The organism is Acinetobacter equi, from assembly GCF_001307195.1.
Taxonomy (GTDB): Bacteria; Pseudomonadota; Gammaproteobacteria; order Pseudomonadales; family Moraxellaceae; genus Acinetobacter; species Acinetobacter equi.
Genome location: NZ_CP012808.1, coordinates 52,141 through 66,672, shown reverse-complemented (window position 1 = coordinate 66,672; position 14,532 = coordinate 52,141). Strand labels below are relative to the sequence as shown.

At 34.8% G+C, this 14,532-nt stretch carries 16 protein-coding genes; 9 read left to right on the top strand and 7 right to left on the bottom strand.

Annotated features, from left to right (window positions below; genetic code table 11):
• Both AOY20_RS00325 and AOY20_RS00320 read left to right on the top strand, forming a co-directional pair.
• A complete protein-coding gene (locus tag AOY20_RS00325; RefSeq protein ID WP_054580023.1) occupies window positions 1-294 on the top strand; it encodes a cold shock domain-containing protein in 294 nt (97 codons plus the stop codon).
• 72 nt (window positions 295-366) lie between these two features.
• Window positions 367-789 carry a cold-shock protein gene (locus AOY20_RS00320; protein ID WP_054580022.1) on the top strand — a complete coding sequence of 141 codons (423 nt, stop codon included), beginning with the start codon at window positions 367-369 and terminating at the stop codon, window positions 787-789.
• A gap of 265 nt (window positions 790-1,054) precedes the next feature.
• Here the strand turns inward: AOY20_RS00320 and gigC are convergent, their stop codons facing one another.
• Window positions 1,055-1,936 (bottom strand): LysR family transcriptional regulator GigC, encoded by an 882-nt coding sequence (gene gigC, locus AOY20_RS00310; protein ID WP_054580020.1) that lies wholly within the window; start codon window positions 1,934-1,936, stop codon window positions 1,055-1,057.
• Between the two features lie 85 nt (window positions 1,937-2,021).
• On the opposite strand from gigC, the gene AOY20_RS00305 reads away from it, so the two are divergent.
• Entirely contained in the window at window positions 2,022-2,783 is a 762-nt protein-coding gene (locus AOY20_RS00305; RefSeq protein WP_054580019.1) for a ferredoxin--NADP reductase, read from the top strand.
• A gap of 107 nt (window positions 2,784-2,890) precedes the next feature.
• Here AOY20_RS00305 and AOY20_RS00300 read toward each other — a convergent pair whose 3' ends face one another.
• Window positions 2,891-3,313, bottom strand: coding sequence for a hypothetical protein (locus AOY20_RS00300; RefSeq protein WP_054580018.1), 423 nt, complete (start codon window positions 3,311-3,313; stop codon window positions 2,891-2,893).
• A 419-nt stretch (window positions 3,314-3,732) separates the two neighbouring features.
• On the opposite strand from AOY20_RS00300, the gene AOY20_RS00295 reads away from it, so the two are divergent.
• The gene (locus AOY20_RS00295; RefSeq protein WP_054580017.1) at window positions 3,733-5,280 is read left to right on the top strand and encodes a mechanosensitive ion channel; all 1,548 of its coding nucleotides are present in this window, start codon (window positions 3,733-3,735) and stop codon (window positions 5,278-5,280) included.
• Between the two features lie 60 nt (window positions 5,281-5,340).
• Here the strand turns inward: AOY20_RS00295 and AOY20_RS00290 are convergent, their stop codons facing one another.
• Window positions 5,341-6,540 (bottom strand): BaiN/RdsA family NAD(P)/FAD-dependent oxidoreductase, encoded by a 1,200-nt coding sequence (locus tag AOY20_RS00290; RefSeq protein WP_054580016.1) that lies wholly within the window; start codon window positions 6,538-6,540, stop codon window positions 5,341-5,343.
• Window positions 6,541-6,761: 221 nt separating this feature from the next.
• Between AOY20_RS00290 and AOY20_RS00285 the strand changes: the two genes are divergently transcribed.
• Window positions 6,762-7,094 (top strand): DUF4870 family protein, encoded by a 333-nt coding sequence (locus AOY20_RS00285; protein ID WP_054580015.1) that lies wholly within the window; start codon window positions 6,762-6,764, stop codon window positions 7,092-7,094.
• Between the two features lie 17 nt (window positions 7,095-7,111).
• Here the strand turns inward: AOY20_RS00285 and AOY20_RS00280 are convergent, their stop codons facing one another.
• Window positions 7,112-8,011 (bottom strand): 1-aminocyclopropane-1-carboxylate deaminase/D-cysteine desulfhydrase, encoded by a 900-nt coding sequence (locus tag AOY20_RS00280; RefSeq protein ID WP_227510348.1) that lies wholly within the window; start codon window positions 8,009-8,011, stop codon window positions 7,112-7,114.
• Window positions 8,012-8,148: 137 nt separating this feature from the next.
• Between AOY20_RS00280 and AOY20_RS00275 the strand changes: the two genes are divergently transcribed.
• The 4 genes from AOY20_RS00275 to AOY20_RS00260 all read left to right on the top strand — a co-directional run bounded on the left by AOY20_RS00275 (window position 8,149) and on the right by AOY20_RS00260 (window position 9,878).
• Window positions 8,149-8,328: an NF038215 family lipoprotein gene (locus AOY20_RS00275; RefSeq protein ID WP_054580014.1), complete on the top strand. Its 180-nt coding sequence runs from the start codon at window positions 8,149-8,151 to the stop codon at window positions 8,326-8,328.
• A gap of 119 nt (window positions 8,329-8,447) precedes the next feature.
• Complete coding sequence (locus AOY20_RS00270; protein ID WP_054580013.1) at window positions 8,448-9,071, top strand: LysE family translocator; 624 nt, start codon at window positions 8,448-8,450, stop codon at window positions 9,069-9,071.
• A 75-nt stretch (window positions 9,072-9,146) separates the two neighbouring features.
• Complete coding sequence (locus tag AOY20_RS00265; protein WP_054580012.1) at window positions 9,147-9,416, top strand: hypothetical protein; 270 nt, start codon at window positions 9,147-9,149, stop codon at window positions 9,414-9,416.
• A gap of 63 nt (window positions 9,417-9,479) precedes the next feature.
• Complete coding sequence (locus tag AOY20_RS00260; protein ID WP_054580011.1) at window positions 9,480-9,878, top strand: hypothetical protein; 399 nt, start codon at window positions 9,480-9,482, stop codon at window positions 9,876-9,878.
• Here the strand turns inward: AOY20_RS00260 and AOY20_RS00255 are convergent.
• The 3 genes from AOY20_RS00255 to carB all read right to left on the bottom strand — a co-directional run bounded on the left by AOY20_RS00255 (window position 9,859) and on the right by carB (window position 14,532).
• Window positions 9,859-10,497 carry a CatB-related O-acetyltransferase gene (locus AOY20_RS00255; protein ID WP_054580010.1) on the bottom strand — a complete coding sequence of 213 codons (639 nt, stop codon included), beginning with the start codon at window positions 10,495-10,497 and terminating at the stop codon, window positions 9,859-9,861. The two genes, AOY20_RS00260 and AOY20_RS00255, sit on opposite strands and share 20 nt — an antisense overlap.
• Window positions 10,498-10,731: 234 nt before the next feature.
• The gene (gene greA / locus AOY20_RS00250) at window positions 10,732-11,208 is read right to left on the bottom strand and encodes a transcription elongation factor GreA (protein WP_054580009.1); all 477 of its coding nucleotides are present in this window, start codon (window positions 11,206-11,208) and stop codon (window positions 10,732-10,734) included.
• Window positions 11,209-11,301: 93 nt separating this feature from the next.
• On the bottom strand, window positions 11,302-14,532 hold the full coding sequence (gene carB, locus AOY20_RS00245; RefSeq protein WP_054580008.1) for a carbamoyl-phosphate synthase large subunit: 3,231 nt from the start codon (window positions 14,530-14,532) through the stop codon (window positions 11,302-11,304).

The window sequence follows — 14,532 nt, the reverse complement described above, 5'->3', positions numbered from 1 at the left end:
ATGAAAGATGAATTACTTCAGGGCAAAATTAAACAGTATGACCCTGCAAAAGGTTTTGGTTTTATTGGTACTGCTAATGGCGATATCTTTTTCCATATTTCAGATTTTCCTGCTACTGAAGGTGAACCTAAGCGCAATGAGCGTGTAAAGTTTATTGCTGTAGAAAATGGTGAAAAATTTAAAGCTATACGTATTGAAAGAGTAGAAGATAATTCAGCCAAAGCAAAAAAATCTAAAGTCGCAAGCCATAATAAGTCAATTACAAACGTGCTTTTAGATAACTTTAGACGCTAGGTAAGCATTTATTAAAATAAAAAATAACTGAATTTTTTGATTTCTAAAGAGGCATTTTGCCTCTTTTTTGTTATGATTATTGGTAAATTAAAAAATAATAATGAGATAAAAATGTTAAAAACAGGGAAAATTAAAATTTATGATAAAGAACGTGGTTTTGGTTTTATTGTAGCTGAGGATGAGCACATTGATATTTTTTTTCATATTTCAGATATGCCGCATAAACATATTTTGCCTAGAAACGATGAAACAGTTACATTTGAAATTATAGATTATGATGACAAACAAAAAGCAGTAAATATAAAGCGTTTAAATGTATTTCCAAACCAACTTTCAAGAGAAAAAATAAAAAAATTAAACTCTAAAAATAGAAATGGATATGTACTTTTTTTAGGAGGATTACTGATTTTGATTTTAATTGCTGTGAGTTATTTCAAAAATCAGATGATACAAGGCTCTAAAAATAAAAAACTAGAACAACGACAAAATAAATAGAATTTACAAATTATGTAGCAGAAAGAGAAATTGGGACAACTTAAAGGCGAAAGTATAGTACTTGCAAAACAAAAATTTAAATGTGATGGGCGAGTATATGGTAGTCAGAAGAATTCATACGCAGAAACATTATATTTCATCAGATATTGTCCAAATACTAAAATGGACGGAGATCAAGATGGTTTACCATATGAAAATGATTCAAGATGGCAATAAAAAAGCACCATGAGGTGCTTTTTTAAATTGAAGCATTGTAATGTAAAAATTATTTTTCCTCACAAAAGCTCATAAATGCTTTTAAACCAGGTCCTTGGTATTTTTGACGATGAACAAGCATATATAACGGGCGAGCAAGTTGCCAGAAAGGAGTATCTAAAATAACCAATTGACCTTTTTCACGTAAAGGTTCAATGGCTAGTTTCGAAATACATGACATTCCAATACCGCCAGCAACAATCTTTAAAATTGCTTCATTGTGACCAAGCGTGAGTCTAATATTCGCATCAGGAACATCTTGTAAAATTGCATTATCAAATACTTCACGAGTACCAGAACCTTCTTCACGAAGAATCCATTCTACACCTTCAAAATCTTTAGCAGTTAATGCACGATCAATTTTTGCAAGTGGATGTTCAGGTGAGCAACAAACAGCAAGTTCGTCATCACGCCAATGAATGCATTGAAGCTGCGGTAAATAGCAAGAGCCTTCAATAAGTGCTAAATCTAATTGGAACTGATTAACAGCTTCAATCATCTGGCGAGTATTTCCAACTTGAAGTTGTAAATGTGCCTGAGGTTGAACTTGTAAAAAGTTTGCCATCAAGTCTGGCATTAAATAGTCACTGATGGTAAGCGTTGCACCTAAGCGTAAATCAATACTTTGAAGTTCACCTTTAGCTGCTTGCTCGAATGCTTCACATCGACCTAGAATCTCAAGTGCTTGAGGGAGTAGAAAGCGGCCTAAGTCATTCAGTTGTAAACGCTTACCTAAACGGTCGAACAGTGGAGCACCTAAGCCATCTTCTAGATCGGCTAACGCCATACTAGCTGCACTTTGGGTGAGCTTTACTGCATCACTTGCTTTGGTTACGGTTCCTTCCTGAGCGACTGCCACAAAAACAGCCAATTGGCGTAATGTCATGCGCATAAGAGTGGTGCCTTAACATTAAAATTATTCATAAATTATATTGCCATGCTAACATGAGCACAGTCTTTCATGCCACGTTGAAATCATGTCAATTGAGAAATTTAGTCTAGAAAAAGTTTTATCTGTACACCGTTGGACCGATAATTTATTTAGCTTCACTATGACACGCCCAGCACACTTTAAATTTACTGCTGGTCAATTTGCCAGAATTGGCATTAAAGTGAATGATGAATTAGTGGTACGTGCCTATTCTGTTGTGTCTTCACCGTTTGATGAGACATTAGAATTTTTCTCAATTGTTGTTCCAGATGGTGCATTTACATCCAATTTACAGCATTTACAAGTCAATGATGAAATTTATTTAGAAAAAATTCCATATGGCTATCTGACTTTAGCAAGATATCAATTGCCATTACCTAAAGATTTATGGCTTTTAGGAACAGGTACTGGGTTAGCACCATTTTTATCGATGTTACAAGATTTTGAAACATGGTCAAAATATAAAAATATTCATCTAATTTATAGTGTGAGAACACAAGCTGAATTGGCGTATGCTGAAAAAATTCAAGAGATCATTGAAACATTTGGTGAAGGTCATCATGGATTTAAATTTATTCCAATTATTACGCGTGATGTGCAAGCACCTTTACATGATCGTTTACCTGTTTTAATTGCTAATGGTGAGTTAGAAAAAGTAGCTGATTTAAAATTTGATCCTGAAACAAGTCATATTATGTTGTGTGGGAATCCTCAGATGGTTGAAGATACCAAAGAAGCACTTAAAGCACGAGGCTTAACAATGAATAGACGTGGTGAAGGTAATATTGCAGTGGAAAATTACTGGTAAATAACTTTACTCTGGTTGAAAGTAGATATTATTCTCATCATGTTTTGAAAATTAAAATCGGTGCTACAAAAAAACCTCCATTGGTGGAGGTTTTTATTTATTGGAATTTAATGAACAAACATATCCATAGATTCTCTAATTTCTAAAATTGCAGACTCAATATCTGCTGAAAGCCAAGTTGGTTCAAAGAACCCAGCGTAATAGTCTAAACGATCTTGTGGCACAATTAGGCGAATAGGACATTCTTCTTCCAATAAGCGCCAAGGAATAATTGGTACTTCAGCATCTAGGAAGCCTGGAATATTACGAATATCAATGATCATTGCATTGATACATTCTGGAAAAGGCATGACTGAAAATTCATCGGTACGACGACGAAAATATTCCAGATCACCCCATTTTAGAACATAGCTTGGTTTTGAGAATTCAATAATTCCAATCAAATGCTGATCACGTGTATAGTGTAATGAACATTGATGAGTGACGTCAGTGTCAAGATCAAGCGATACACTTTGTTGACGATACGCCATAAAACTTCATATAGTAAAAAGGGTGCATGATTATAGCTCAAATTTGAACTCATGCTTGAAAATTTAATTATTAAGCTGTATGAATTTTAGAAATACCATTTTTATTTGGTAATCAAATTATAAAATGGTATAAATAATTAAATACATTGTATGCATATAAGTGCATATTTAATTTCAATTTGAAATTATTATTATTTTTTAGCAACAGGAAAAAATATAAAAGTACAAGTATTTAACGTAATTTTTGTTTATTCATGTTGCTTTTTCGGTTGTTTTATTCACATTAACTATTGCATTTATATATTGAATAATTGATTTATAAATGATCAAATCTTTTTGTTAAATTTTAAAAAGAGACGCATTTTGTTCTTTTTTTAAGCAAAAATCCCAAAATAACGTATACAAATAGGGGGCTAAATATGAATGATTATTTAACCAGTACAAATGGAAATATATCGAGTTTTGCTTATTATTGGGAGCAGTTTCATCCCATTTTAAGCGCTATTGCAATTCTATTGATTGGCTGGGTAATTGCTTTATTTATTGCTGCAGGTATTAAAAAACTTCTTAAGCAATGTAATACCAATGAGAAACTCTCTCAAGCTACAGGTCATTTTTCTAATATTGAAAATATAATTGCTAAAACAATTTTCTGGATTATCCTTGTTATTGCAGTTATTGGGGCATTAAACGTACTTAATTTAACAAGTATTAGTGGTCCATTCAGTAATATGATTCAGCAGTTCTTATTATTTGTTCCAAAACTTATTGCCGCAATTGCTGTTGCTTTTGTGGGATGGATTTTGGCAAATCTGATAAAAGTGGGCATTAAAAAGTTACTGGATCGTACGACATTAGATGAAAAATTAAGTGCAGAAGTTGGTGTAACAACTGTTAGCCAAAGTATTGGCGATATTATTTATTGGTTAGTGCTGTTGTTATTCTTACCAATTGTTTTATCTATTTTAGGGTTAAATGGCTTATTGTTCCCAGTACAGAATATGGTCAATGAAGTTATTTCATATTTACCCAATATATTTATTGCTGGTGTCATTATTTTTGTTGGGTATATTCTGGCAAAAATTGTCCGTGGAATTTTAGAAGGATTAATGAATAGCTTAAAAATTCAAGAGTGTACGGAGAAACTCGGAGTATTTAAAAATTCAAATATTTCGAAATTAATCGGATCATTTGTATTTGCTATTATTTTAATTACATCATTTATTATTGCATTCGAAGCTTTAGGTATACAGGCGATCTCCCAGCCTGCAACAGCGATGCTTCAAGAAATTATGAATGCTGTACCTCATATTATTGCAGCAACTTTAATTTTAATTATTGCCTATGTGATTGCTAAATTTGTAGCAAAATTAGTTACAGATTTGGTTGCAGGTACTGGGATTGATGCATTACCTGAAAAAATCGGCATTCAACGTTTTTTAGGTGAAAGTAAAGTATCAAATGTATTGGGTCATCTCATTATATTTTTTACGATGCTATTTGCGATATCAGAAGCGGCGAATCGTTTAGGTCTTACTCAAATTAGCGAACTCATTGCTATATTTATTCAGTTTGGTGCTAATATTCTGCTTGGTGCAGTTATTTTACTTGTTGGTTTCTGGTTTGCTAATATTGTGTCAAATACGATTCTTCGAGGAGAAAATGCACATTCTCGTTGGTTAGGTAATCTTGTTCGTATTTTGATTATGGGACTCGTTATTGCAATGGGTCTTAAAGCAATGGGTATTGCAGACTCAATTGTTAACTTAGCCTTTGGGTTAACACTTGGTTCGGTAGCGGTTGCCTTTGCTTTAGCATTTGGTTTAGGCGGTCGTCAGCCTGCGGAACGTGTTTTGTCTGACTTGATTGATAAAGCAAAACAATGCCCTCAATCTAAAGATTCATCACAGGTTCAATTGGATTCAAAACCTGAAGTTCCAAAAGAAAATGAAGATGAGATAAAATAATCTCAAAGAAAAAGATCAACCATTAAGGTTGATCTTTTTTTATAAGTTTATTATTTAAAATTAGACATATTGTGATGCAGCATGGGCAGAAGACCAAGCCCACTGGAAGTTAAATCCACCTAAATGACCTGTGACATCTAGTATTTCACCAATAAAATATAAGCCTTTTTGTTTTTTACTTTCCATTGTTTTAGAGGATACTTCAGTCGTATCTACACCACCTAACGTCACTTCTGCTGTACGGTATCCTTCTGTTCCAGATGGTTTAACATTAAATGCATGCAATTGATCTGCAATATGCTGAAGTTTTTCATCACTAATATTACCAATAGATGTCTCTGCAAGATCTGACCAAATTAATGTTTGTAATTCTAAAACAACACTTTTAGGCATAAACTCACTGAGTAAAGTTCGTATTAAAACCTTAGGTTGCTCTGATTTTTTTGATTTTAAAAATTCAGTTAAATCTAATTGTGGAAGAAAATTAATTTGAAAGCTTTGCCCAACATCCCAATAATTTGAAAGTTGTAATGAGCTTGGACCACTCAAACCACGATGGGTAAAGAGTAGTGCTTCAGTAAAAGCATTTAAATCATTAGACAAAGTTGCTTCAATCGCATTGCCACTGAGTCGATTTGTAATATCTTTAAAATTATCAGAAAAAGTGAAAGGCACTAAACCTGCACGAGTTGGATAAACATGATGCCCAAACTGTTTTGCAATTTCATATCCAATTGCTGAGCCGCCTAATGTTGGAATGGATAATCCACCAGAAGCAACAACGACTGATTCTGCTTGGAAATAACCAATATTGGTTGCAATTTGAAAACCTAAATCATCTACAGTATTAACGGATTTAACATCACAATTCGTTTTTATATCGACTAAGCCTGTTTTTTCACATTCGTTAAGTAGCATTGCTAAGATTTCTTTTGAGCCTTTTAAGGTAAAAAGTTGTCCATGTTTTCGCTCTTCGTACTCAATACCATATTCGCATACCATTCCAATAAAGTCCCAATTGGTATAGCGAGTTAATGCAGAAATAACAAAATGGGGATTATGTGAAATATAATTTTCTGGCTCGACATAAAGATTGGTAAAGTTACATTTACCACCACCCGACATAAGTATTTTTTTACCCACTTTATTGGCTTTTTCAACAACAACAACTTTACGACCACGTTGAGCAGCCATATAGGCAGTCATTAAACCAGAAGCACCAGCACCAATAATTAAAACATCATATTGATTTAAAGCCATGTTAGTACTTCCAAGTTTAAAAGCGGAGAATTATAGCGAAATTTGAGTCAGATGTAGACCAGATTCTGTAACTTTGTAAATACTGAGTTCTGCGAATTTATTCATTAATAATATATTTTTACTACAATAAATAACATAATAAATAATTGAATTATAAAGTGAATATGGCGTATTTAGTTCATAATTTAAATAAGAGGGTACTATTTTAGGAAATATTGAAAATGCAAGAATCGAAAAATGAAAATTTAAAACAATACAATCTGATTACATATATTTTATATCTAGTGGGGTTTCTCGTGGGTGTAACAGGGCTTATAGCGATCATTATGAACTATGTAAAGCGCGATGAAATGCGTGGCACATGGTTGGAAAGTCATGTGAACTGGCAAATTAAAACCTTTTGGTGGTGTCTGCTTGGGTATATTGTAGGAGCTATACTCACTATTGTTTTAATAGGTTATTTAATTCTATTTTTAGTTCTTGTTTGGCAAATTTATCGTTTAGTCGTAGGCATTAATGCTTTAATTGATAATAGGGAAGTGGGTACGACATAAAAATAAAATGAGAAGCTCTAAATTATAGAGCTTCTTCCTTGTAAGCCACCACTATGAATCACTAAAACCTTTGAAGGGAATTTTCCTTGATCAACTAAGTCAAAAATGCCCATCAATAATTTTCCAGTATAAATTTGCTCTAATGGAATCTGATATTTTTGTTCAAATGAACGAATAAAATTGATGAGTTCAGCAGTAACTTTCGCATAACCACCACAGCAATAATCATCAATAATTTTCCAATTCTTTTTAGACGTAAATTGCTGAACTTCTCTAGTTAAAAAGTCACCTTTTAAAGCAGAAAATCCTAATACTTGATGATGAGGTTGGCATGATTCAATAATGCCTGAAATCGTACCACCCGTACCAACAGCACAGCAGATAGTTTGATAGTCTTGGAGATCTGAAGGACTTAATATTTCTTGGCAACCTAAAATAGCCAGATCATTGGTGCCACCTTCAGGAATAAGATAATAATCAGGATAATTAGTTTTTAATTGTTCAATAAAATCTACTTGGTTTTTTTGTCGGTATTGTTCTCTTGAAATAAATGAAAATTGCATGCCATATTCATGTGCAAAAGTGAGGGTGGCGTTATATGGATGAGATTGAAGTTCTTCACCACGAATAATTCCTAAGCTTTTAAAACCAAAAAGTTGAGCAGCAAAAGCAGTTGCTGCAATATGATTTGAAAAAGCTCCCCCAAAAGTTAATACTCCTTTATAGCCTAGGTTTTTTGCTTGGCTAAAATTATATTTGAGTTTAAAAAATTTATTCCCAGAAATAGCAGGATGAATTTGATCTAAACGTTTAATGGTAATCGCAACATCTTTATATTGAATGGTTTGATATGGAATTGATTGAGCAATTTCATTAAATTGTTTTTCTGTTTCTAAATGAATAGGAAATTCCAACAAAATATTTATCCAGTATTAATAACGCTGTATTTATGCATCATAACAAATACAAAATTTAGGGTAAAATTGCTGTTGAATATTTAATCAATGTTGCTATATTAAAAATTAAAATAATGTGAATAAATATGGAGGGAGTTATGGATAAGAAGTCCTTCATTGTTACTATTTTTATAGTATGGGGGGTAGGTGCGTGCGATTCTGTCGATCAATTTAACCAACCTCGTAATGAGCAACGAACGAGAATTATTGCGGGACAACCTGCTTTTGATCATGATTTTAAAGTTGTAGATCATCGGCAAGTTAAAGAGAAAAAATAAATTATTAATTAAATGTTTATGCACATTTTTTGTTTGAAATGTGTATAAATCGAGATTTTTTTAAATAGATTGAGTAAAATCGCGCAACATTTTTAGTGAATAGAATAGAGATTGTCATTGTGGAATCACTTTTGATTTTAGCATCAATTGCATTTGCCCTTTTATTAGGGGCGATGAGTCCTGGTCCAACATCTATTTATGTCGCAAAAAATTCTATTGCTATATCACGTAAGCATGGTTTGTTTACTGCATTGGGAACAGGTTTAGGAGCGTCTCTTTTTGGCTTATTATCTGTTCTAGGTTTACAAGCTTTTTTATTGGCAGTTCCTTCTGCTTATTTAGCATTAAAAATTTGTGGTGGTCTGTATTTATTGTGGATGGCATATAAAATTATTAAACATGCCAAAGAACCTATTCATTCTGATTCATCCACTATTCAGCAAATGACATTATTTCGGGCATTTTTAACAGGTTTAATTACTCAGTTATCAAACCCTAAATTTGCAATTGTATTAGCCAGTATTTTTACAGCATTATTACCTAAAGAATTTCCAACTTATTATTATTTTGTATTGCCTATTTTATGCTTTTTTATTGATGCAGGGTGGTGTTCTTTGGTTGCAGTTGCATTATCTGCCGAAAAGCCACGCCGTGTTTATATGAAGTCAAAGGCTTTATTTGACCGTATTGCAGGTGGTGTAATGACGCTTTTAGGATTAAAACTTATTTTTGGAATGAAGTAAGAATATATTTAATGTTAAATTTTTTTATTTAAAAATAATATGTTGACGTATTCACTTCATATATTAGGGAGCTTGGTGAACAAAAAAATTATATTTTTTCTTTGTTGTTTCCCAGTAATTCTCTTTGCTAAAGATATAACAGCTAATGCTTTTATTGAAATAAAAATATCAACAGAAGAGCTCCAAAAAATTTGTGTTAAAAATCAAAAAATCTGTGATGCTGACTCTGGGAGACTATGGAAAATTAAAGGCACAAAAGAATCTATTTATTATGTAATAGATAGTAGTCCTACGCTCTTAAAAATAGAAAAAATAAAGAATAAATATAATATTTTAAATGTATAGAATTTTTCGAAATATCAGCATAGTTATCAATCTCTAGATGAAGAAGGAATAACATTTAATGGTATGAAAATATATCCTGCATTATATCCATTAAACAATAAAGATTATGCTATTGCTCTTATTAATGAATGGTTTGCTGGTTATTCTGGTGGAGGAAAAGTAGAACAATTTGCGGATTTTTTGTTATTACATGATGATAACTCCTACGATCTTGCAATAAGAAGCATTCCTTTTTATTCATCTGAAATGATAAGAGCCTGTTTTAGTCAAGAAGAATATTGGAAATCACCGCATTGTCATGATGAAACAGGAAGTATTTTGAATATTCAGTTTAAAGATATTGGTAAAAAATATTACCAATGGACATTAACTTATGCAGATTTTGACTGGCCTTCATTTGTTTCAGAACAGGAAAAGAGAACTTCTAAATTTAGTGAAATTATTACTCCATTTCACCCTTAAAATTTAATACATAGTTTGATAACAGTAATACATCATCCGTCTGCAATTGTTCGCGCATTTTTAAAAACTGCTTTTCATCTAAATCATACAGTTTTAGAGAAAGCAGTTTTTTTATGTCTTCTTCAGGAAAACGGTATTTAATGATTTTTGCAGGTACACCACCCACCACAGTATAAGGTGGCACATCTTTAGTCACAACAGCACCTGTTGCCACAACAGCACCTTCACCTAAGCGAACACCTTGCATAATCATGGCACGAGAACCAATCCAACAGCCATCGCCAATGACAGTATCACCCGCAGGAACAAAACTACGAGTATCGAATGGAAAAGCAGAAATCCAATCTGTACGGTGTAATTGATTCCCACCCATCATAATCACGCATTCAGCACCAAAGCATACAAAGTTGCCAATATGAAGCTGATCTATGGGTTTATCTGGGGTAGAAGGCTTGTCATGTAAATAGCGCACGACACAACGCTCAAAGCCTTGATCCCAGTATGCTGAATAATATGAATAATTTCCTTTGATATGAATGTTTGGATTTTTAACAGTTTTTGAAATAAATTCAAATTCACACCAATGTTTTACAGGAGAGTTAATCAAATTTTCAGACATGGAAAAGTAGTGTTGATAGGGTGATGGTATTATAACGTAATTAAGTCTCTCTTTTTAAAGAGGGGGCAGTGAGATTTTTAGAAGAAATTCTCTCAATTCCTTTTTATGAAAGGAGTGTTTTATTCTTTCTTAATAAAAATTACCGTATTGAGTTAATTGGAAGTATAAGAAATAGAAAAGTGTAGAAACTAAAAACCCCTCATTTGAGGGGCTTAATAGAAGAATCTTTAAATCTTAAAGATATTCAACTTTTACGATTTCGTATTCAACTTCACCTTGTGGTGTGTTGATTTTAACTTCATCACCTTCATTTTTACCCAAAAGACCACGAGCAATTGGTGAATTTACAGAGATTTTATTGATTTTAAAATCAGCTTCATCATCACCAACAATACGGTAAGTCTTTTGTTCTTCCGTATCTAAGTTTTCAATGGTAACAGTTACACCAAAAACAACACGGCCATTAGGTTCTAAGTCTTTTACATCAATAACCTGACAAGCACCTAATTTACCTTCGATATCTTGGATGCGACCTTCACAGAAACCTTGTTGCTCACGTGCTGCATGGTACTCAGCATTTTCTTTTAAGTCCCCATGTTCACGTGCTTCTGCAATCGCTGCAGTAATACGTGGACGATCAACAGTTTTCAATTGGTGTAATTCTTTCTCTAAGGCAACTTTGCCTTCAGGAGTCATAGGATAACGTTGCATTGTTGTCCCTCTAGTTAAGTATTAAAAAAATGAGCTATTTATAAAAGAAAAAGCCCGCCACCGATAAGGTGACGGGACTTATCGGAAGTTTATTTAACCTTTAGTAAGGTCTTGTAAACGGTATACATCCATAGGTAATTGGATTGCTAAAGCTTGGCATACTGCTTCAGCACCATTCAAGGTAGTTGTGTTATACACTTTGCCTTGAAGTGCTGAACGACGAATCGAGAAAGAGTCTTCTTGAGCTTTTTTACCTTCAGTCGTGTTGATTACAAGGTGAATTTCGCCATTTTTAATACGATCCACAATGTTAGGACGACCTTCAGTAACCTTGTTCACGCGTTCACACTCAAGACCAGCATCGCTGATTACCTTAAATGTACCATCGGTTGCAAGAATCTTGAAGCCTAAATCGATAAGTTGTTTTGCAATTCCTACCGCACGTGGTTTGTCAGATTCACGTACAGAGATGAAAGCATGTTTTACTTCACCTTCAGTTGGCAAACCAGGTAGGCGTTCGTTAGCACCAAGTACAGCTTTATAGAACGCTTCACCGAATGTTTTACCCACACCCATTACTTCGCCTGTAGATTTCATTTCAGGTCCAAGAATAGGGTCAACACCAGGGAACTTGTTGAATGGGAACACAGCTTCTTTTACAGAGAAGTGTTTAGGAATAATCTCTGATGTGAATCCTTGAGATTCAAGAGATTGACCTGCCATACAACGTGCAGCTACTTTCGCTAAAGATTCACCAATACATTTAGATACGAACGGTACTGTACGAGATGCACGTGGGTTCACTTCTAAGATATATACGTCGTTGCCTTTAACAGCAAACTGTACGTTCATTAAGCCAATTACGCCAAGCTCTTTCGCCATAGCAATTGTTTGACGACGCATTTCGTCCTGAACTTCTTTAGATAAAGAATAAGGAGGAATAGAACATGCAGAATCACCTGAGTGAATACCAGCTTGTTCAATATGCTGCATGATACCGCCAATCACAACATCTTTACCGTCAGATACGCAGTCTACGTCAACTTCGATTGCATCATCTAAGAAACGGTCAAGAAGAACAGGCGCTTCGTTAGATGCTTGAACAGCATCACGTAAGTAGCGTTTTAATTCTTCATCGTTGTAAACGATTTCCATTGCACGACCACCAAGTACGTAAGAAGGACGTACCACAAGTGGGTAGCCAACTTTCGCAGCTTCAGCCATACCTTCTTCAGCAGATTTAACAATGCTGTTGTTTGGTTGACGAAGTTGTAGACGTTGAATCATTTGTTGGAAACGTTCACGGTCTTCTGCACGGTCAATTGCATCAGGAGATGTACCGATAATTGGTGCACCAGCTTCTTCTAAAGCTCGAGCCAATTTAAGCGGAGTTTGACCACCGTACTGAACGATAATGCCTTTAGGCTTCTCAATACGTACGATTTCTAAAACATCTTCAAGTGTAATTGGTTCAAAGTACAAACGATCTGATGTGTCGTAATCTGTAGAAACAGTTTCAGGGTTACAGTTCACCATGATTGTTTCATAGCCGTCTTCACGCATAGCAAGGGCAGCGTGTACACAGCAGTAATCGAATTCGATACCTTGACCAATACGGTTAGGACCACCACCGATCACCATGATTTTATCTTTAGAAGATGGATTTGCTTCACATTCATCATCGTAAGTTGAGTACATATAAGCTGTATCAGATTCGAATTCAGCAGCACATGTATCTACACGTTTGTAAACTGGAGTTACGCCCAAGTTCCAACGGTGTTTACGGAATTGTTTTTGTGAAATACCCATCAAACCAGCGATGCGAAGATCTGATAAACCTTTACGTTTGAATGAACGAATGTTTTCAGCTGTCAAATCACCAAAACCTAAAGTTTTGATTTGGTTTTCAGTTTTGATGATGTCTTCGATTTGAATCAAGAACCAACGGTCGATGTTTGTTGCAGCAAATACTTCATCTAAAGTAAAGCCGTGACGGAATGCATCACCTACGTACCAAATACGCTCAGGACCTGGAACTTTAAGCTCTTGTAAGATTTTATCTTTAGCGCCTTCAGTACCAACTTCAATTTTTTCATCAAAGCCACAAGCACCCACTTCAAGACCACGAAGTGCTTTTTGCATAGACTCTTGGAAGTTACGACCAATCGCCATTACTTCACCCACAGATTTCATCTGTGTTGTTAACGTTGAGTCAGCTTGTGGGAATTTTTCGAAGTTGAAACGAGGAATCTTAGTTACAACGTAATCGATTGCTGGTTCGAAAGATGCAGGAGTTGTACCGCCAGTGATGTCATTTTTTAATTCATCAAGCGTGTAACCTACAGCAAGTTTCGCAGCAATTTTCGCAATTGGGAAACCAGTTGCTTTAGACGCAAGCGCAGATGAACGAGAAACACGTGGGTTCATCTCGATGACAACCATACGACCAGTTTTTGGGCAAATACCGAACTGAACGTTAGAACCACCTGTTTCTACACCAATTTCACGTAAAACAGCTAAAGATGCGTTACGAAGTAACTGGAATTCTTTATCTGTAAGCGTTTGCGCAGGAGCAACAGTAATTGAGTCACCTGTATGAACGCCCATTGGGTCAAAGTTTTCAATTGTACATACAATGATACAGTTGTCGTTTTTGTCACGAACAACTTCCATTTCGTACTCTTTCCAACCAATTAAAGATTCATCGATCAATAATTGTTTAGTTGGAGAAAGATCGAAACCACGTTCACAGATTTCAATGAATTCTTCTTTGTTATAAGCGATACCGCCACCAGAACCACCCATTGTAAACGATGGACGAATGATTACTGGGAAGCCAAAGCGAGCTTGAATTTCTAAAGCTTCTTCCATTGACTCAGCAATGTCAGCTTTAGGACATTCAAGGCCAATTTTACGCATTGCTTGGTCGAAGAGTTTACGGTCTTCGGCTTTTTCAATCGCTTCTTTTGTAGCACCGATTAATTCAACATTGTATTTTTCTAAAATACCGTGTTCATCAAGTGCAAGGGCACAGTTTAATGCTGTTTGACCACCCATTGTAGGAAGAACCGCGTCTGGACGTTCTTTCTCAATGATCGCTGCAACAGTCTGCCAAGTAATCGGTTCGATATACGTTGCATCTGCCATTGCAGGGTCAGTCATAATGGTCGCTGGGTTAGAGTTTACCAAAATAACACGGTAGCCTTCTTCACGAAGCGCTTTACACGCTTGTGCGCCTGAATAGTCAAACTCACATGCCTGACCAATCACAATTGGACCAGCACCTAGAATTAAGATGCTTTTAATGTCTGTACGTTTAGCCAT